General features: G+C 69.5%; 18 protein-coding genes. 11 read left to right on the top strand and 7 right to left on the bottom strand.

Going from position 1 to position 17,008, the window contains the following annotated elements:
- Positions 1 to 13: 13 nt before the first annotated feature.
- Both KGQ91_RS07780 and KGQ91_RS07775 read right to left on the bottom strand, forming a co-directional pair.
- Entirely contained in the window at positions 14 to 934 is a 921-nt protein-coding gene (locus KGQ91_RS07780) for a helix-turn-helix transcriptional regulator (RefSeq protein ID WP_163650284.1), read from the bottom strand.
- Positions 927 to 1,817 (bottom strand): formate dehydrogenase accessory sulfurtransferase FdhD, encoded by an 891-nt coding sequence (locus KGQ91_RS07775; RefSeq protein WP_163650283.1) that lies wholly within the window; start codon positions 1,815 to 1,817, stop codon positions 927 to 929. Before KGQ91_RS07775 ends, KGQ91_RS07780 begins: the two co-directional genes overlap by 8 nt.
- Positions 1,818 to 2,239: 422 nt before the next feature.
- Here KGQ91_RS07775 and KGQ91_RS07770 point away from each other — a divergent pair, with 422 nt between their 5' ends.
- From KGQ91_RS07770 to KGQ91_RS07720, 11 genes are all read left to right on the top strand, one after another.
- Complete coding sequence (locus tag KGQ91_RS07770) at positions 2,240 to 2,665, top strand: DUF3305 domain-containing protein (RefSeq protein ID WP_163650282.1); 426 nt, start codon at positions 2,240 to 2,242, stop codon at positions 2,663 to 2,665.
- 4 nt (positions 2,666 to 2,669) lie between these two features.
- Positions 2,670 to 3,278, top strand: coding sequence for a DUF3306 domain-containing protein (locus KGQ91_RS07765; RefSeq protein ID WP_224420692.1), 609 nt, complete (start codon positions 2,670 to 2,672; stop codon positions 3,276 to 3,278).
- Positions 3,279 to 3,467: 189 nt separating this feature from the next.
- A complete protein-coding gene (locus KGQ91_RS07760; protein ID WP_224420691.1) occupies positions 3,468 to 5,141 on the top strand; it encodes a 4Fe-4S binding protein in 1,674 nt (557 codons plus the stop codon).
- A 2-nt stretch (positions 5,142 to 5,143) separates the two neighbouring features.
- Entirely contained in the window at positions 5,144 to 5,824 is a 681-nt protein-coding gene (locus KGQ91_RS07755) for a TorD/DmsD family molecular chaperone (RefSeq protein ID WP_224420690.1), read from the top strand.
- Between the two features lie 61 nt (positions 5,825 to 5,885).
- On the top strand, positions 5,886 to 6,089 hold the full coding sequence (locus KGQ91_RS07750) for a twin-arginine translocation pathway signal (RefSeq protein ID WP_163650279.1): 204 nt from the start codon (positions 5,886 to 5,888) through the stop codon (positions 6,087 to 6,089).
- Positions 6,090 to 6,122: 33 nt separating this feature from the next.
- On the top strand, positions 6,123 to 8,984 hold the full coding sequence (locus KGQ91_RS07745; RefSeq protein ID WP_163650278.1) for a formate dehydrogenase subunit alpha: 2,862 nt from the start codon (positions 6,123 to 6,125) through the stop codon (positions 8,982 to 8,984).
- A gap of 59 nt (positions 8,985 to 9,043) precedes the next feature.
- Positions 9,044 to 9,688 (top strand): formate dehydrogenase FDH3 subunit beta, encoded by a 645-nt coding sequence (fdh3B, locus tag KGQ91_RS07740; RefSeq protein ID WP_163650277.1) that lies wholly within the window; start codon positions 9,044 to 9,046, stop codon positions 9,686 to 9,688.
- Positions 9,689 to 9,699: 11 nt separating this feature from the next.
- On the top strand, positions 9,700 to 10,743 hold the full coding sequence (locus KGQ91_RS07735) for a formate dehydrogenase subunit gamma (protein WP_224420689.1): 1,044 nt from the start codon (positions 9,700 to 9,702) through the stop codon (positions 10,741 to 10,743).
- 104 nt (positions 10,744 to 10,847) lie between these two features.
- Complete coding sequence (locus KGQ91_RS07730) at positions 10,848 to 11,168, top strand: DUF1244 domain-containing protein (protein WP_224420688.1); 321 nt, start codon at positions 10,848 to 10,850, stop codon at positions 11,166 to 11,168.
- The gene (gene moaB / locus KGQ91_RS07725; protein ID WP_224415615.1) at positions 11,165 to 11,689 is read left to right on the top strand and encodes a molybdenum cofactor biosynthesis protein B; all 525 of its coding nucleotides are present in this window, start codon (positions 11,165 to 11,167) and stop codon (positions 11,687 to 11,689) included. The genes KGQ91_RS07730 and moaB overlap by 4 nt, the downstream gene beginning before the upstream one ends.
- Entirely contained in the window at positions 11,682 to 12,872 is a 1,191-nt protein-coding gene (locus tag KGQ91_RS07720) for a molybdopterin molybdotransferase MoeA (protein ID WP_224415616.1), read from the top strand. Before moaB ends, KGQ91_RS07720 begins: the two co-directional genes overlap by 8 nt.
- A 66-nt stretch (positions 12,873 to 12,938) precedes the next feature.
- Here the strand turns inward: KGQ91_RS07720 and moeA are convergent, their stop codons facing one another.
- From moeA to KGQ91_RS07695, 5 genes are all read right to left on the bottom strand, one after another.
- Positions 12,939 to 14,204 (bottom strand): molybdopterin molybdotransferase MoeA, encoded by a 1,266-nt coding sequence (gene moeA, locus KGQ91_RS07715; RefSeq protein ID WP_224415617.1) that lies wholly within the window; start codon positions 14,202 to 14,204, stop codon positions 12,939 to 12,941.
- A complete protein-coding gene (gene mobB / locus KGQ91_RS07710; protein ID WP_224420687.1) occupies positions 14,201 to 14,767 on the bottom strand; it encodes a molybdopterin-guanine dinucleotide biosynthesis protein B in 567 nt (188 codons plus the stop codon). The genes moeA and mobB overlap by 4 nt, the downstream gene beginning before the upstream one ends.
- Positions 14,768 to 14,894: 127 nt before the next feature.
- On the bottom strand, positions 14,895 to 15,494 hold the full coding sequence (gene mobA / locus KGQ91_RS07705; RefSeq protein WP_224420686.1) for a molybdenum cofactor guanylyltransferase MobA: 600 nt from the start codon (positions 15,492 to 15,494) through the stop codon (positions 14,895 to 14,897).
- 43 nt (positions 15,495 to 15,537) lie between these two features.
- Positions 15,538 to 16,227: an ABC transporter ATP-binding protein gene (locus KGQ91_RS07700; RefSeq protein ID WP_224420685.1), complete on the bottom strand. Its 690-nt coding sequence runs from the start codon at positions 16,225 to 16,227 to the stop codon at positions 15,538 to 15,540.
- Between the two features lie 20 nt (positions 16,228 to 16,247).
- Positions 16,248 to 16,955: an ABC transporter permease gene (locus tag KGQ91_RS07695; RefSeq protein WP_224420684.1), complete on the bottom strand. Its 708-nt coding sequence runs from the start codon at positions 16,953 to 16,955 to the stop codon at positions 16,248 to 16,250.
- Positions 16,956 to 17,008: the final 53 nt, after the last annotated feature.

The raw sequence follows: 17,008 nt of genomic DNA, 5'->3' as shown, positions 1-17,008 counted from the left end.
GCCACGGCCCGGGTCAGGTGTGCTGGACGTCGTCGCCGCGCCACAGCAGCTTGCCGCACTCGCTCAGGTCGTAGCCGCCCAGCGACTGGGCCAGGGTCAGCCCGGCGGGGTCGTGCAGGTAGTCGAACATCTGCTGCAGCAGGGAGCGGAAATACACGTTGCGCGGCGTCACCAGGTCGAACGCCTCCTCGGTGATGGGGATGAACCCCAGCCCGAACTCGTTGGCCGCCGACAGCGTGCCCGGCCCGATGTCGGCCTCGTGGCGGGCGATCAGCGACGCCGTCTCCCGCTCGCTGTAGGCGATGGCCTGGGTGTTGAGCTGCTCGGGACGCAGCTGGTGGCCGGCCAGCCACTCCTTCAGGAAGCGCTGCCCGCCGGCGCCCTCCTGGCGTACCACCCAGCGGCGGCCGGCGCCGAACAGCCCCGAGGGGTCATGCGGCTGATGACGGTCCTCGGCGCGGATGATCAGCCCCTGGCTGCGACGGAACAGGCGCACCAGCACCCAGTTGCGGTAGCCGCTGTGGCTGCGCACCAGCGCCGGATGACGCAGTTCGCTCTCCTCGGCGCGCCCCCAGTGGATGCCGCAGGCATCGGCGCGCCCCTGGGAGAGCAGCGACAGCCCCAGCTGGGTGCCGGTCACGCTGTAGCCGTAGAAGGCCTGGGCCTGCTGGCGCTGGTTGAGACGCATGATCAGCGCCGCCAGCAGCGGGTCATCGCTGCCGGTGATCATCAGGCGATCCGCCAGCACGCCGTGGTGGCAGGACTCCAGGATCCACTGCTCCACCAGCCGCCGGGGGAACAGCCACTTGCCGGTGACCTTGGTGGAGGGAATCGCGCCCTCGCTGGCCAGCTGGTAGATCTTCTTCTCGTTGAGGTGCAGCAGTTCGGCGACCTGATGCACGGTCAGAAACGGCGAGGCGACGGTCTCACTCATCGGCGCCCCTTGCACGGCGTGATGAACGATCCCCCGGCCGCGGCGCCGGCACGGCATCGAGGCGCAGCCGCGACTGGTCGTCGACGACCTGGAAGTGGCGCCCCTTGGCCCGTGCCACCAGCAGCACACCGAAGCGCCGCGCCAGCTCGACGCCCTTCTGGGTCATGCCCGAGCGCGACACCAGCACGCTGATGCCCATCTGCGCCACCTTGAGCACCATCTCGGAGGTCAGCCGCCCGGTGGTATAGAAGATGTCCGCCTCGCCCAGCTCGGCGTCCTCGGCCGGGCCCTCGCCCAGCGCCGCCAGCCACTGCCGGCCGGCGAGGGTGTCCACCGCGTTGTGCCGCCCCACGTCCTCGACGAAGCCCAGCACGCGATCCTGACGGCACAGCGCGCAGCCGTGCACGGCCCCTGCATTGCGGTAGGTCTCGTTGAACGCCTTGAGGTTCTCGAGCAGGCGATACAGCACCGACTGTGACAGCGGCGTGCGCGGCAACGGGTTCAGGTCGGTGGCGTCCAGCAGGCGCCCGAACACCGTGCCCTGCCCGCAGCCGGTGGTCACCGTGCGCTGTGCCAGCCGGTCATCGAGATCCTCGGGCAGCGCCCGGGTGACCACCGCCGCGGCCTCCACGTCCCAGTCCACCTGCAGCACCTCGACGTCCTCGGCGCGGGTCAGCAGCCCCTGATTGCGCAGGTAGCCCAGCACCAGCGCTTCCGGCTCGGCCCCCAGCGTCATCAGGGTGACGATCTCGCGGCGATTCAGGTACACGGTCAGCGCCCGCTCGGCGGCGATCGCCTGGCGACGCGGCTCGCCGTACTCATCGGTCACGGTGATCTCGACCGTGGTCGGCCTGCGCGCCCGGCTCAACACGATAGTGGCCATGCGTTGCTCCTTTCGGTTTGCCGACAGGATACTCAAAGCGCCACCGACCTGCGCAAGCAAAATCCCCGGGCAGGCAGAGCCCTCGCGGTTAGTGCCGCCAAGGGCTGATCCGCCGACAGGTCTACGAGGGGGCGCTGTGGACCCCTCCATGGGCGCTACCTACGCCATCTGACCGCCATGGATGGCGGAAATGCCGGAATGGAAAGGAACACTTTCCGGCCATGGCGTAGGACCCCCTCTTCGACCTGTCCCCGGCGCCCTTGCCGGGGACAACGACGATTACCCTGACCGGACAGGCCCGCTCCGACGGGTTTCCCGCACCGTCAGGCACGGCGCTTGCAAGCAATTGCGGCACGTTGGCGCACGGCAACCCGCCAGCCCCGACAGCACAGGATCCCCGCAACCAGGAGGCCAGCACCCCCATGGCGACCGACGACAACCTGCGACACGTCAGCCTCGAGCTGACCTGCCGGACCCGCGAGATCAAGGGCTTCACGTCCCGGTCCTGGCACATCACCGCCCTGGGCTGTCACGACCGCGGCCCGCATGTGCTGCCGCTGACGCTGTTCCTCACCGAGCGCACGGCCTATCGCTTCAACCTCGAGTCCCGCCAGCCGCGGCTGTTCGTGCGCTGCGAGGCCGGCGACGACACCCTGACACCGCGCGAGGTCACCGCCAGCCAGGAGGTCGCCGCCAACTGGATGGACGGCGAGACGCAGGTCCTCGACGCCCCCATGCCGCCGGCGATTCATGCCTGGATCGAGGCCTACCTGGCACGCCACGGCGAACGCATCGATGCCGGACGCAAGAAGAAGCGCGCGGGTGCCGGCCGCGCGCGTCAGGAGTGACGCCATGAGCTTCATGAACCGCTGGTCGCAGCGCAAGCGCAGCCAGGGCGAGGAACCCCCCGCCCCGACCGATGAAACAACGCCGGACGCGACAACCGAGGAAACCGACGCCGCCCCGACCGGTGCCGCCGCGCTGATTCCCGGCTACGACCCGCAGCGTCCACTGGACGAGCAGCTACCCGACCCCGACACGCTCGGCGCCGGCGACGACTTCCGCGCCTTCCTGCTGCCCGGCGTCGGCGACCTGCTCAAGCGACGCGCGCTGCGGCGCCTGTTCAAGGTCGGCAACTACAACGTGCGCGACGGCCTCAACGACTACGACGACGACTACACGACCCTGAAGAGCCTGGCGCCGGAAGCCGGTGAACGCATCCGCCAGTGGCTGCGCCGCGATGCCGAACAGGCCGAACCGCAGACGCCCCCCGCCGCCTCCGAAACGGCGGCCGAGGCGACCGACGACGAGCCTCTCGCCGAGTCCACCGACGAGGCGGCCGACGAGGCGGCCGATGAAGCAGCCGAGCGGACAGCCTCGACCACGCAGGCCACCGCGCCGGCCGATGGTGACGAAACGACACCAAATGACCCAATACGGCATCCGACTGGGTCAACTTGACCCAGTCGCATGGCCGGAAAGACGGAATCACTCCCATATCTTGCCCGGTCTCCCCTTCGCTTGCGGCGAAAACGGGAACTCCTCCTGCAATGGAGATTGCCATGCAACCGGACCCGGCGCAGATCGGGCCGCTGCCACCCGTGTGGCAGGCACAAGACCGAGGCAAGACCGACACGCTGATGAGGTGACATGCCCCAGTTCATCGATACGCGGGCGCTGAACGACGATGCCCGCAATGCCGCCGCCCGCGAGGCCGCCCTGCGCCAGGTGTCCTGGCCGCGCAACCTGGCCCCCGCCACCGTGAGCTACACCAGCCACGGCCACGTGGCCATCGTCGGCCCTGCCGAGGCGATCGGCCCGGCCGCCCGGGCGCTCGCCGACAGCGAACTCGCCAGCCTCACCCTGGTCGCGACCCGCAACGCGGCACAGAACACCATCGACGACATTCCCGGCGCCCACGCCATCGCCTGCGCCACGCCGCAGCTGGAGGGCCACCTGGGGGCCTTTCACCTGACCGCCCGCGACGGCGGGGAATCGCTGGCCCGGGCCAGTATCGGTCGCGACCACTTCGACGCCGTGCTCGACCTGGGCACCCCGCCGCTGTTGGGGCACGACCTGCCGCCACCCGGCTACTATCGTGTCGGGACGCGCGTCGGCACGGACATGCCCCTGGCGGATGCCCTGGCGGCGCTGCGCGAGTGCGTCGGCGACTTCGAGAAGCCGCGCTACTTCCAGATCGACAGCGACCTCTGCGCCCATGCCGGCCGCGGCCAGACCGGCTGCACCCGCTGTCTCGAGGTGTGCCCGGCCGATGCGATCTCGAGCCTCAAGCAGGAAATCGTCATCGACCCGTTCCGCTGTCACGGCGCGGGCAGCTGCACCAGCGTGTGCCCCACCGGCGCCATCCGTTACGCCCTGCCCGCCCCCGAGAGCCTGGACGCCTACATCGCCCGCCTGCTGGCGACCTATCACGCCGAGGGCGGCGAGACGGCGGTGGTGCGTTTCCTCGACCAGGAAGCCCATGGCGCCGAAACCGATACGGCCGCGGGCCATGTGCTCGACATCCCCCTCGAGGAGATCGGTGCCGCCGGGCTCGACCACTGGCTGGGTGCTATCGCCCGCGGCGCCGGGGAGGTGCGGGTGGTGCTGCGCGACGACCTGCCGCCGTCGCTGGCGCGACTGGTCCGCGACCAGTACGCCCAGGCTCGCACCCTGCTCGAGGCGCTGGGCCATGACACGCGCCGCCTGACCCTGATTGCCGCGGGCGACACCGCGGCCCGCGATGCCCTGCCGATCCTGACGCCGCTGGCCGGCCGCCTAGAGGGCGAGCGCCCCACCGCCAAGCGCGAGGCGCTCAACGCCATCCTCGACTTCCTCGCCGACCACGGCACGCCCGCCGTGGCACGAGTGCCCATGCCCGAGGGCGCGCCCTTCGGCACCCTGGCCATCGACGCCGACCACTGCACGCTGTGCATGGCCTGCGTGGCGGTCTGCCCGACTCGCGCACTCTCCACCACCGGGGACACACCGAGCCTGCACTTCCAGGAAAGCGCCTGCGTGCAGTGCGGCCTGTGCGAGAGCGCCTGTCCGGAACAGGTCATCCAGCTCGAGCCGGGGTTCCTGGCCACGCCCGAGGCGCGCCACCGTGTCGAGACGGTCAAGGAAGAGGCCCCCTTCGAGTGCATCAGCTGCGGCAAGGCCTTCGCCACCGCCAGCACCATTGCCTCGATCAAGGAGAAGCTGGCCGCGCACCCGTACTTCGCCGGCGATGCCATCAAGCGCCTGGAGATGTGCGAGGACTGCCGCGTCAAGGACATCTGGCATGACCTGGCGCGTGACCCCAATGCTCAGCTGAAGGTGTGACCATGACAACGCCCGAGTCCCTCGCCATGGCCGACGCCACCGTCCCGAGCACGGAAGCCGCGGAGCGCAACGCCCTGCGCGCCGATATCTACCGGCTGCTGGCACGCCTGGTCCGCGAGACCCCCAACGCCGAACTGCTGGACTTCCTCGCCGGCCTCGAGCCGGATGACGAGAATTCGCCGCTCAAGCGCCACTGGGCCTCGCTGTCGCTGGCCGCTCGCCATGCCCGGGTCGAGTCCCTGCACGACGTCCACTTCGGCCTGTTCGTCGGCGTCATCCAGGGCGAACTGGTGCCCTACGCCTCCTGGTACCTGACCGGTTCGCTGATGGAGATGCCGCTGGTCGCGCTGCGTCAGGACCTCGCCCGGCTGGGCTTCGAGCGCGCCGAGCACGTCAAGGAGCCCGAGGATCACTTCTCGGCGATGTGCGAGGTGATGGCCATGCTCATCGACGCCGGCGACGCCGCCCAGGCGGGCTTCTTCCAGCGTCACCTCAGCCCCTGGGCGCTGCGCTTCATGCAGGACCTGGCCCGCGTCGAGTCGCCGTTCTACGCCGGCGTCGGCGCGCTGGGCGAGGCCTTCCTCGCCCGCGAGAATGCTCAGCTGCCTCTCGACCCCGACACCCGGGTCGTGATGGTTTCGCCCTCCGCCGCCTCGTCCGACGACGAGGCCGGCGATTCATGAACCCCGTACACCGCCGCTCGAACGGCGATACCCGGTACGCAATGAACCAAGGAGTTGCCCCATGAAAGAGCCGAACAGCCCCGCCCGGCGTCGCTTCCTGCGCAACATCGGCATTGGCACGGCTACCGCCGGTGCGGCGGTGGCCGTGGGTCACGTCACCCTGGCCCAGGCCCAGTCGGACGAGTCGGACACGCCCGACGGCCAGGAAACGAAATACCGTGAAACCGACCACATCAAGGCGTTCTACGCCACCCTGCGCGACTGAACGGTCGTCGGAACCGGAATCGAGGACCCCACCATGCGATTGACTCGAAAATCCTCCCAGCCCACCGGCCAGGATGGGCTGGGCATCAGCCGCCGCCAGTTCCTGCAGCGCAGCGGCGTGGCTACCGGCGGCCTCGCGGCGGCCGGCTTCATGGGCCAGGGCATGATGAAAGCCGCCTCCGCCCAGGAAAAGACCGCCTACTCCGATGCGCCGGTCGAAACCAAGCGCACCATCTGCTCGCACTGCTCGGTGGGCTGCGGCGTCTATGCCCAGGTGCAGAACGGCGTCTGGACCGGCCAGGAACCCGCCTTCGACCACCCCATCAACCGCGGCGCGCACTGCGCCAAGGGCGCCTCGCTGCGCGAGCACGGCCACTCCACCCGGCGCCTGAAGTACCCGATGAAGCTGGTCGACGGCAAGTGGCAGCGCCTCGAGTGGGACCAGGCGATCAGCGAGATCGGCGACAAGGTGCTGGAGCTGCGCGACCAGTACGGCCCCGACAGCGTCTACTGGCTGGGCTCGGCCAAGTTCAACAACGAACAGGCCTACCTGATGCGCAAGCTGGCCGCGCTGTGGGGCACCAACAACACCGACCACCAGGCACGCATCTGCCACTCCACCACCGTGGCGGGCGTGGCCAACACCTGGGGCTACGGTGCCATGACCAACTCGCTGAACGACATGCACTTCAGCAAGGCGATCCTGTTCATCGGCTCCAACCCCAGCGAAGCGCACCCGGTGGCCATGCAGCACATCCTGCACGCCAAGGAGCGCAACCAGGCCCAGGTCATCGTCGTCGACCCGCGCTTCACCCGTACCGCCGCCAAGGCCGACAAGTACGTGCGGCTGCGCCCGGGCTCCGACGTCGCCTACATCTGGGGCCTGCTCTGGCACATCTTCGAGAACGGCTGGGAAGACACCCAGTACATCGAGCAGCGCGTGTTCGGCATGGACGACGTGCGCCAGGAAGTGGCCCAGTACACCCCCGACGTGGTCGAGCGCATCACCGGCGTGGGCGAGGCCGACATGCGCGACGTCGCCCGGCGCATCAGCGAGAACCGCCCCGGCTGCGTGGTGTGGTGCATGGGCGGCACCCAGCACACCACCGGCAACAACAACACCCGCGCGTACTGCATCCTCGAGCTGGCGCTGGGCAACATCGGCGTCTCCGGCGGCGGTGCCAACATCTTCCGCGGTCACGACAACGTCCAGGGTGCCACCGACCTGGGACTGATGTCGCACTCGCTGCCCGGCTACTACGGCTTGAGCGAAGGCGCCTGGCGCCACTGGGCCAAGGTCTGGAACCTCGACTACGAGTGGATCAAGAACCGCTTCGACCAGACCGAGTACAACGGCGACCTGCCGATGCATTCCAACGGCATCACCGTCTCGCGCTGGATCGACGGCGTGCTGGAGGACGACGCGAACATCGCCCAGCGCAGCAGCCTCAAGGCCATGTTCTACTGGGGCCACGCGGTCAACTCGCAGACCCGCGGCCCGGAAATGAAGAAGGCCATGAGCCAGCTCGAGCTGATGGTGGTGGTCGACCCGTATCCCACGGTCGCCGCCGTCATGAACGACCGCACCGACGGCGTCTACCTGCTGCCGGCGGCCACCCAGTTCGAGAACACCGGCAGCGTGACGGCCACCAACCGTTCCATCCAGTGGCGGGATCAGGTCATCGAACCGATGTTCGACTCCAAGCCCGACCACGAGATCATGTACCTGCTGTCCAGGAAGCTGGGCTTCGCCGACGAGTTCACCCGCAACATCGCCGTCGAGAACAACCGGCCGGCCATCGACGACGTGCTGCGCGAGATCAACGCCGGCATGTGGACCGTGGGCTACACCGGCCAGAGCCCGGAGCGCCTGCGCCAGCACCAGCAGAACTGGCACACCTTCAACTTCGACACCCTCAAGGGCGAGGGCGGCCCCGCCGACGGCGAGTTCTACGGCCTGCCGTGGCCCTGCTGGGGCACCGCCGAGTTCAAGCACCCCGGCACGCCGCTACTCTATGACATGAGCAAGCCCGTCAAGGAAGGCGGCCTCACCTTCCGCGCCCGCTTCGGCGTCGAGTACGACGGCCAGAACCTGCTGGCCGACGGCGTCGCCAGCAAGGGCTCCGAGCTCAACGACGGCTATCCCGAGTTCACCGCCGACATGCTCAAGCAGCTGGGCTGGTGGGACGACCTCACCGCGGAAGAGAAGGCCGCCGCGGACGGCAAGAACTGGAAGACCGACCTCTCCGGCGGTATCCAGCGCGTGGCCATCGAGCACGGCTGTGCGCCGTTCGGCAACGCCAAGGCCCGCTGCCGCGTCTGGACCTTCCCGGACGAGATTCCCAAGCACCGCGAGCCGCTCTACACCAACCGCCGCGACCTGGTGAAGGACTACCCGACCTGGGACGACGTGGCCTCGTTCTATCGCCTGCCGACGCTGTACAGCTCGATCCAGGAGAAGGACGTCAGCCAGGAGTTCCCGATCATCCTCACCTCCGGGCGCCTGGTCGAGTACGAGGGCGGCGGCGAGGAGACGCGCTCCATGTCGTGGCTCGCCGAGCTGCAGCAGGAGATGTTCGTCGAGATCAACCCCGCCCAGGCCAACGACCTGGGGATCAAGAACGACGACACGGTCTGGGTCTACGGCCCGGAGGGCGGCAAGGTCAAGGTCAAGGCCCTGGTGACCCCGCGCGTGGCACGCGATGTCGCCTTCATGCCCTTCCACTTCGGCGGCGTCTTCGAGGGCGAGAGCCTGGCCGACAAGTACCCGGAAGGCGCGCGGCCCTACGTGCTCGGCGAGGCAGCCAACACGGCCACCACCTACGGCTATGACCGGGTGACGCAGATGCAGGAAACCAAGGCCACCCTGTGCCGCATCGAGAAAGCCTCCGCCTGAACCGACGACGCTTGAAAGACCGGCGAGGCCGCGCGCCTCGCCGGTGAGAGGAGAACACCATGGCTCAAATGAAATTCCTGTGCGACGCCGAACGCTGCATCGAATGCAACGGCTGCGTCACCGCCTGCAAGAACGCCAACGAGACCGAGTGGGGCATCCAGCGCCGCCGGGTGGTCACGCTCGACGACGGCCAGCCCTCGGAAGTGTCGATCTCCGTGGCCTGCATGCACTGCGACGACGCCCCCTGCATGGCGGTCTGCCCCACCGACTGCTTCTACAAGACCGATGACGGCATCGTCCTCCACGACAAGGACATCTGCATCGGCTGCGGCTACTGCCTGTACGCCTGCCCGTTCGGCGCGCCGCAGTTCCCCAAGCAGAACGCCTTCGGCGAGCGCGGCAAGATGGACAAGTGCACCTTCTGCGCCGGCGGTCCCGCCGAGACCAAGGAAGAGGAGTACGAGAAGTACGGCGCCAACCGCATCGCCGAGGGCAAGCTGCCGCTGTGCGCCGAGATGTGCTCCACCAAGGCGCTGCTCGCCGGGGATGCCCAGACCATCTCCGACATCTTCCGTCAGCGCGTGGTCTATCGCGGTCACAAGGACGGCGGCTGGTCCTCCGTCGACAAGGCACAAGCGTCGGCCCCGGATGTCTCGGCCAATCTCGACAACATGGCCTACGACGCCACCCGCGCTGAAAAGTGAGGAGCGTTCCCATGCACACTCTCATGCAATGCCTGCAACGGCTGCGCGTGCTCGGAGTGATACTGATGCTGGCGGTGCTCACCGCCGGCCTGGTATCGACCGCGCAGGCCGCCGATCCCGACCAGGAGCTCAACCAGGCGGTCGGCACCATCAACGCCGACACCTGGCGCGAGGTCAAGAACGGCGAGAACTTCATCGACACTCGCCATGACTCCACCTACAGCCTGATCAACACCAGCGGCGAGACCTGGCGCCAGATCCGCAACGACTGGATCTCCCCCGCCGGGCTCATCGCCCTGGGCAGCATGCTGGCGATCCTGGTGATCTTCTACCTGATCGTCGGCCGCAACGACCTCGACGAGGAACGCACCGGCCGCAAGCTGCTGCGCTGGACCGCGCTGGAACGGGCCATGCACTGGACCGTGGCGACGCTGTTCATCGTCCTGGCGCTGACCGGGCTCAACCTGCTGTACGGCAAGTTCGTCTTCCGCCACGCCTTCGGCGACGCCTTCTGGGCCAACCTGATCGCCTTGACCAAGCTGACCCACAACTACGTGGGCCCGGTGTTCGGCATCCTGCTGCTGCTGATGCTGGCCAAGTGGCTCACCGTCAACCTGCCCAGGAAGCACGACTGGCAGTGGTTCAAGCAGGGCGGTGGCATGGTCGGCAACAAGCACCCCGACGCCGGCTTCGCCAACGCCGGGGAGAAGGCCTGGTACTGGATCCTCGCCAGCGTGGGCCTGCTGGTGATCGTCAGCGGTTTCGTGCTCGACTTCCCGCTGTTCGGCCAGACCCGCGACAACATGCAGTGGGCGAACATGTTCCACGCCGTGACCTCGCTGATCCTGATGGCCGTGGCCCTGGGCCACATTTACATCGGCACCTTGGGCACCGAAGGCGCGCTGGAAGGCATGACCACCGGCTATGTCGACGAGACCTGGGCCAAGCAGCACCACAACCTGTGGTACGAGGAGGTCAAGGACAGCGCCGGCCAGCCCGAGCAACAAAACCCGCCGGTGGACGACGACACGGCGACCGCCAATCGCCCCAACTGAAATCGCCCCAACTGATCGTTGAATCACTTTTTGCACCGACACCGCCTCCGGGCGGTGTCGTGCTTTGATATGCTGGCATTCATCCCAACCAGGAGACCGAGTCCATGCAGCATCTCGATGTCACCACCCGTACCGAGCTCGAAGCCGCCGCGTTTCGTCGGCTGCTGGAGCACCTCGACGCCAACAAGGACGTGCAGAACATCGACCTGATGATTCTCGCCGACTTCTGCCGCAACTGCCTGTCCAAGTGGCTGGTGGCCGCCGCCGGAGAGCGCGGCGTCGAGCTCGACTACGAAACGGCCCGCGAGTACGTCTACGGCATGCCCTACAGCGAGTGGAAGTCGCTCTACCAGACGCCGGCCAGCCCCGAGCAGCTCGCCGCACTGGAAGCGCGCCAGCAGGCCCGTAAGGACGTCAAGGCATGAGCGACGCCGACTTCGTCCCGCTGAAGATCGCCGTGCTGACCGTCTCCGACACGCGCACGGAGGACACCGACCGCTCCGGGCAGGCGCTGGTGGAACGCCTGGAGCGCGACGGCCATGAGCTCGTCGCCAAGCGCATCGTCCCCGACGACGTCTACCGCATCCGCGCGGTGGTGGCGCAGTGGATCGCCGACGAGGCCGTGCAGGTGGTCATCGCCACCGGCGGCACCGGCTTCACCGGGCGCGATTCCACGCCCGAGGCGGTCTCGGTGCTGCTCGACAAGCACATCGAGGGGTTCGGCGAGCTGTTCCGCCACCTGTCGTGGCAGGAAATCGGCAGTTCCACCGTGCAGAGCCGCTGCCTGGGCGGGCTGGCCAACCGCACCGTGGTGTTCTGCCTGCCGGGCTCCACCGGTGCCTGCCGTACCGCCTGGGACGGCATCCTCCACGAGCAGCTCGACAGCCGCCACAAGCCGTGCAACTTCGCCAACCTGGTGATCCCCGGGCGGGGGCAGCATGGCTGAGCTGCAGAGCGTCGAACGGGCCCTCGAGGCGCTGCTGGACGGCGTCGCGCCGCTCGAGGCCGAACCGGTCGCCGCCGAGCAGGCGGCCGGGCGCGTGCTCGCCGAGACGGTCACCGCCCGCCTCGACGTGCCGCCCGCCGACAACAGCGCCATGGACGGCTACGCCCTGCGCCACGCCGACGCCGGCGGCTGGCTGCCGGTCAGCCAGCGGGTGGCGGCCGGGCATGCACCGACGCCGCTGGCGCCGGGCAGCTGCGCGCGCATCTTCACCGGCGGCGAGATCCCGCCGGGCGCCGATACCGTGGTGATGCAGGAGCGCGTGGAGACGCGAGAGGACAGCGTATTCATTCCCGGCGACATCGCGGCCGGCGACAACGTGCGCCGGCGCGGGCGCGACGTCAGCGCCGGAGAGCCGCTGCTGGAGGCCGGCACGCTGCTGGAAGCCGCCGCCCTGGGGCATCTGGCCGGCCAGGGCATCACCCGCGTGAGCGTGCGCCGCCGCCCGCGCGTGGCGCTGCTGTCCACCGGCGACGAGATCGTCGATCCCGGCCAGCCGCTCGGCCCCGGGCAGATCCACAACTCCAACCGGCCCATGCTCTCGCGGCTGCTGGAGCGCTTCGGCGCCGAGCTGGTGATGCGCGAGACCGTGCCCGACGACTTCGCCACGACGCGGCGGATTCTCGGCGAGGCCGCCGAGTGCGCCGACGTCATCATCACCACCGGCGGCGTCAGCGTCGGCGAGGAGGATCACGTCCGGCACGCCCTGGAATCGCTGGGCCGGCTTGACCTCTGGCAGCTGGCCATGCGCCCCGGCAAGCCGCTGGCGCTGGGACGCATCGGCCAGGCCCGCTTCGTCGGCCTGCCGGGCAATCCGGTGTCGTGCTTCGTCGGTGCCTGGGTCTACCTGCGCCCGCTGATGGGGGCGCTGCTGGGCAGCCCGCGCATGGCCGAGCTGCCGCGCCTGTGGGCCCGCGCGGCCTTCGCCACGCGCACCCAGGCACGCCGCCACTACATGCGCGTCGCCCTCGACTTCACGCCCGAGGGCGTGCTCGCCCGGGCGTTCGCCGACCAGAACTCGGCGGTGCTGTCATCCTGCCTGGATGCCGACGCCCTGGCGGTGATCCCGGCCCACAGCACGCTGGAGGAAGGCGACACCGTCGAGTGTCTGTGGTTGACTCACTGACGCACTACCAGGCACGTCCGTCACAACGGTGAACGGCCTTGCGCCCTCGCAAGGCCGTTCACCGTGTCAGGTCAGGTCGCCGAACGGCTGGATGGTCACCGGCTCGCCCGTCTCGACCACGGCGCGGTCGTCGCCGATCTCGATCAGGCAGTTGGCCGCCACCATCGAGCTGAGGATGCCGGAGCCCTGGCGGCCGGTGGTGCGCACCCACAGCCGCCCCGTCGCGTCACCGCTGTAGACGCCACGGTGGAAATCGACGCGCCCCTCGCGGCTCTTCAGGGGTTCCGCGGCCAGCGCGGTCAGACGCAGCGGCTGCCAGTCGCGCTCGCCCTGCATGCGGCGCAGCATCGGCTGCACGAACTGCAGGAATGTCACCATCACCGCCACGGGATTGCCGGGCAGCCCGAAGAACGGCACCTCGCGCCCACCGTCCCGGCGGATACGCCCGAACGCCATCGGCCGCCCCGGGCGCATGGCGATCCGCCACAGCCCCAGCTCGCCGATGGCTTCCAGCGCCGGCTTGACCCAGTCGGCCTGCCCCACCGAGACACCGCCGCTGGTCAGCACCAGGTCCGCATCCCGCGCCGCCGCCGCCAGCGCCTCGCGCATGCCGTCGAGCTCGTCGCGCAGGATCCCCAGGTCGATCACCTCGCAGCCCAGGCGCGTCAGCAGCCCGCGCAGCGAGAAGCGGTTGGTGTCGTAGATGCCAGCGGCGGGCAGCGGCTCGCCCTGGGCGGTCACCTCGTCGCCGGTGGAAAACACCGCCACGCGCAGCGGCCGGAACAGCTCGACCTCGGCCAGCCCCAGCGAGGCCAGCAGGCCCAGGTGCTGCGGGCGCAGCCGGGTCCCCGCGGCGAGCGCCGCCGCGCCCCGGGCGAGATCCTCGCCGGCCTGGCGCACGTTCTGGCCGTGGCGCACGCGCTCGGGGCGCTCGATCCCCACCCGCTCGGCGGAAGCGGCCACGGCGAGCTGCTCGCTCATGATCACGGTATCCGCCCCCGGCGGCAGCGGCGCGCCGGTGGTGATGCGCACCGCCTGCCCGGGCGAGAGCGTCATCGCCGGGCGCGAACCGGCCAGCACCTCGCCGACGATCGCCACCTCGGTGACCGGCCGCTGCTCGTCCCAGGCCAGGGCGATGCCGTCCATGGCGGCGTTGGTGTTCTGCGGCACGTCGACCGGCGAGATCACGTCCGCCGCCAGGATGCCGTCGACGGCCTCGCTCAGGGGCACGCGCCGGGCGTCGACCGGCGGCGGGGTCATCGCCGCCAGGGCGTCGAGGGTCTCGTCGACGCCGAGCATGCGCTGGCCCAGTTCAAAGCAGGATAAGGTCATGCCACCTCCCTCGGGCCGCGGCGCATCTCGGGCCAGCGCCCCGGCCATTGGCTCAGCCAGTCAACCAGCGCGTCGTGATCGTCGAGCGCCAGACGCTCGACCCCCGCCGGCAGGGCGATATCGTCCGGCGTGGCCACCGCCCGCACCCAGGGGTCCCGGTCGGCCAGCAGCGGCTTGTCCAGCACCCGGCGATGCAGCTCCAGCTTGGGCAGCGGCCAGGCCTTGAAGCCCTCCACCAGGATCAGGTCCGGCGACAGGGGCAGCACATGGGGAATCAGCTCAGCCAGGTCCGCCTCCTCGCGATCGGGGGTCTCCATCATCAGGGCAAAGCGCTGGCCCGAGGCCACCAGCATCGGCGCGGCCCCCGCCTGGCGCAGTCGATGGCTGTCCTTGCCCGGCCGGTCGACCTCGAAGGCATGGTGGGCGTGCTTGATGACGGCCACCTGCAGCCCGGCCTCGGCCAGACGGGGCAGCAGCGCCTCGAGCAGCGTGGTCTTGCCGGTCCCGCTCCAGGCGGCAATGCCCAGCAGCGGGATCTCCAGCGTGTCAAGCGACAAGGTCATCGGGTTCTCTCGATCATCGGGAAAACTATCGCGTCTCGGAAGCAACAGGCATGCCGACGCACGGCCCCGTCAAGGGCAACAGGTCGGCGTCGTTCCTCGTGATTTCGCCCGGTGCTGGCGGCCCGGGTCAAAACGACCCGTCCGCCCGCAGGCGCCGCTCCATGGCGTCGCGCTCGTCGGGCGAGTTGAGGTTGGCGAAGGCCTCGCGGCGATCGGCGAAGTCGACGTGACACCAGGGGTGGCGCGCGTACCAGCGGTCGATCTTGCGCTCGCCGGCGGCCAGGGCCTCGCCGAGATCGTCGCGCAGCGCGGTGTCGATCAGCGCCACCACCGGATGGGCACGCTCGCCGTCATGGGCCACGGCGATGCGGCAGTCGCCGATGCCCTGGCGCAGGCGGACCACCAGATCCTCGGGCAGGGCCGGCGAGTCGCAGGGCACGAACAGCGCCCACGGGGTTTCCACCGCGCACAGTGCGCTCCACATGCCCATCAGCGGGCCGTGATAGCCCGCCTCGCGGTCGCTGACGAGCGGGTAGCCCAGCTCGCGGTAGCGTTCCAGGCTGCGGTTGGCGTTGATCAGGACCCGATCGACCTGCGGCGTCAGCCGGTCCAGGGCATGCGCGATCAACGGCCGGCCGGCGAGCGGCTCCCAGCCCTTGTCGCGCCCGCCCATGCGGCGCCCTTCCCCGCCGGACAGTATCACGGCGGTCACTTCACCCTCGCGCATGACCTCACTCCACTCATAGCGTTGTCCCGGCATCATACCCGGCTCAGGAGTCCGCGCCGAGAGGCCGGGGCTCCGCAATGCCGGCCTGCATGTCGCCGACCTGCAGGCCGCCACGCTCCAGATGCCATTCGGCGTCGCAGCGCTCGGTCAGCACGCTCTGCTGGTGGGCGCTGAGCACGATGGCGCAGCCCGTCTCGCGCAGCGAGAGGATCAGCGCGGTGATGTCGTCGATCGCCTGGCGATCCAGGCTGGCGGTGGGCTCGTCGAGCAGCAGCACGCGCGGCGACAGCAGCCAGGCCCGCGCCAGCGCCAGGCGCATGCGCTCGCCGCCGGACAGCGAGCGGGCGTGCTGCCGGGCATGGTCGGCCAGCCCGCAGCGCGCCAGCATCGAGGCGATGCGCGAGCGCGCATCGTCGCCGCGCCAGCCCTGCCAGCGCGCCACATGGCGCAGGTTGCCGGCGACGCTGGTATCGAAGAGGTAGGGTTGCTGGTGCAGGTAGAGCAGATCGCCGAAGCGCGGCGGCGCCGCCGGCGCGCCGTCGTCCAGGGTCCAGCGGATGGTGCCGCGACGCGGCGTGTCCAGCCCGGCCAGCAGGCGCAGCAGCGTCGTCTTGCCGCTGCCGTTGTCGCCGCGCAGGTGCACCAGCGAGCGCCCGTCCCAGCGCAGGTGCGGAATCTCCCACAGGGGCGGCCGACGACCGAAGCCGTGGGACAGCCGGCTTACCTCGAGCATGATCGGTTCCTCGGCGGTTCTCAGGCACTCACCATCTGCTGCCCCCGTCCACGCATCACCCCCAGCAGCACATTGAGCAGCAGCGCCAGCAGCAGCAGCACCATGCCCAGCGCGATGCCCTGCGCGAACTCGCCCTTGAGGGTTTCCAGCGCGATCGCCGTGGTGATGGTCCGGGTGAAGTGTTCGATGTTGCCGCCGATCATCACCGCGCTGCCGACCTCGGCGATGATGCGACCGAAGGCGGCCAGGACCGCCGCGATGACGCCGAAGCGCGCCTCGTGGATCAGCATGGCGAAGGCCTGCAGCCGGCCCGCGCCCAGCTGGCGGGCGGTTTCCCAGGCGCGCTGGTCGATGCTCTGCAGCGAGCTGTGCAGCATGGCGATCAGGATCGGCGACGCCAGGATGATCTGGCCGATGACCATGGCACGTTGGGTGAAGAGCAGCTGCCATTCGCCCAGCGGACCGCTGCGCGACAGCAGCATGAACAGCACCAGCCCCACCACCACCGTGGGCACGGCCATGAAGGTGTTCACCAGCGAGATCGCCAGCCAGCGACCGGGAAAGGCGACCCGCGCCAGTACCAGCGCCACCAGTAACGCCGGGGGCAGCGCCACGAGGATCGCCGTCAGCGAGACGCGGAACGACACGCCAATGATCTCCCACAGCGCCGGGTCGAAGGAGACCAGCAGGTGCAGCGCCTTCCCCATCGTGGCCATGAGTTCATGCATCGACGCGTCCTCGTGGATTCAGGAATCGGGCCCGCCCCCGGAGAGAGGCGGGC

The sequence above is a fragment of the Modicisalibacter tunisiensis genome (assembly GCF_020148005.1).
Classification (GTDB): domain Bacteria; phylum Pseudomonadota; class Gammaproteobacteria; order Pseudomonadales; family Halomonadaceae; genus Modicisalibacter; species Modicisalibacter tunisiensis.
This window is presented reverse-complemented; position numbering and strand designations above follow the sequence as displayed.

Bases quoted from the DNA above. Each gene is read 5' to 3' on its own strand.
- KGQ91_RS07770 (WP_163650282.1), top strand. From the start codon at position 2,240: ATGGCGACCGACGACAACCTGCGACACGTCAGCCTCGAGCTGACCTGC.
- KGQ91_RS07750 (WP_163650279.1), top strand. From the start codon at position 5,886: ATGAAAGAGCCGAACAGCCCCGCCCGGCGTCGCTTCCTGCGCAACATC.
- KGQ91_RS07730 (WP_224420688.1), top strand. From the start codon at position 10,848: ATGCAGCATCTCGATGTCACCACCCGTACCGAGCTCGAAGCCGCCGCG.
- KGQ91_RS07745 (WP_163650278.1), top strand. From the start codon at position 6,123: ATGCGATTGACTCGAAAATCCTCCCAGCCCACCGGCCAGGATGGGCTG.
- KGQ91_RS07720 (WP_224415616.1), top strand. From the start codon at position 11,682: ATGGCTGAGCTGCAGAGCGTCGAACGGGCCCTCGAGGCGCTGCTGGAC.
- mobB (WP_224420687.1), bottom strand. From the start codon at position 14,767: ATGACCTTGTCGCTTGACACGCTGGAGATCCCGCTGCTGGGCATTGCC.
- KGQ91_RS07735 (WP_224420689.1), top strand. From the start codon at position 9,700: ATGCACACTCTCATGCAATGCCTGCAACGGCTGCGCGTGCTCGGAGTG.
- moaB (WP_224415615.1), top strand. From the start codon at position 11,165: ATGAGCGACGCCGACTTCGTCCCGCTGAAGATCGCCGTGCTGACCGTC.
- KGQ91_RS07780 (WP_163650284.1), bottom strand. From the start codon at position 934: ATGAGTGAGACCGTCGCCTCGCCGTTTCTGACCGTGCATCAGGTCGCC.
- KGQ91_RS07700 (WP_224420685.1), bottom strand. From the start codon at position 16,227: ATGCTCGAGGTAAGCCGGCTGTCCCACGGCTTCGGTCGTCGGCCGCCC.
- KGQ91_RS07755 (WP_224420690.1), top strand. From the start codon at position 5,144: ATGACAACGCCCGAGTCCCTCGCCATGGCCGACGCCACCGTCCCGAGC.
- KGQ91_RS07695 (WP_224420684.1), bottom strand. From the start codon at position 16,955: ATGCATGAACTCATGGCCACGATGGGGAAGGCGCTGCACCTGCTGGTC.
- moeA (WP_224415617.1), bottom strand. From the start codon at position 14,204: ATGACCTTATCCTGCTTTGAACTGGGCCAGCGCATGCTCGGCGTCGAC.
- fdh3B (WP_163650277.1), top strand. From the start codon at position 9,044: ATGGCTCAAATGAAATTCCTGTGCGACGCCGAACGCTGCATCGAATGC.
- mobA (WP_224420686.1), bottom strand. From the start codon at position 15,494: ATGCGCGAGGGTGAAGTGACCGCCGTGATACTGTCCGGCGGGGAAGGG.
- KGQ91_RS07775 (WP_163650283.1), bottom strand. From the start codon at position 1,817: ATGGCCACTATCGTGTTGAGCCGGGCGCGCAGGCCGACCACGGTCGAG.
- KGQ91_RS07765 (WP_224420692.1), top strand. From the start codon at position 2,670: ATGAGCTTCATGAACCGCTGGTCGCAGCGCAAGCGCAGCCAGGGCGAG.
- KGQ91_RS07760 (WP_224420691.1), top strand. From the start codon at position 3,468: ATGCCCCAGTTCATCGATACGCGGGCGCTGAACGACGATGCCCGCAAT.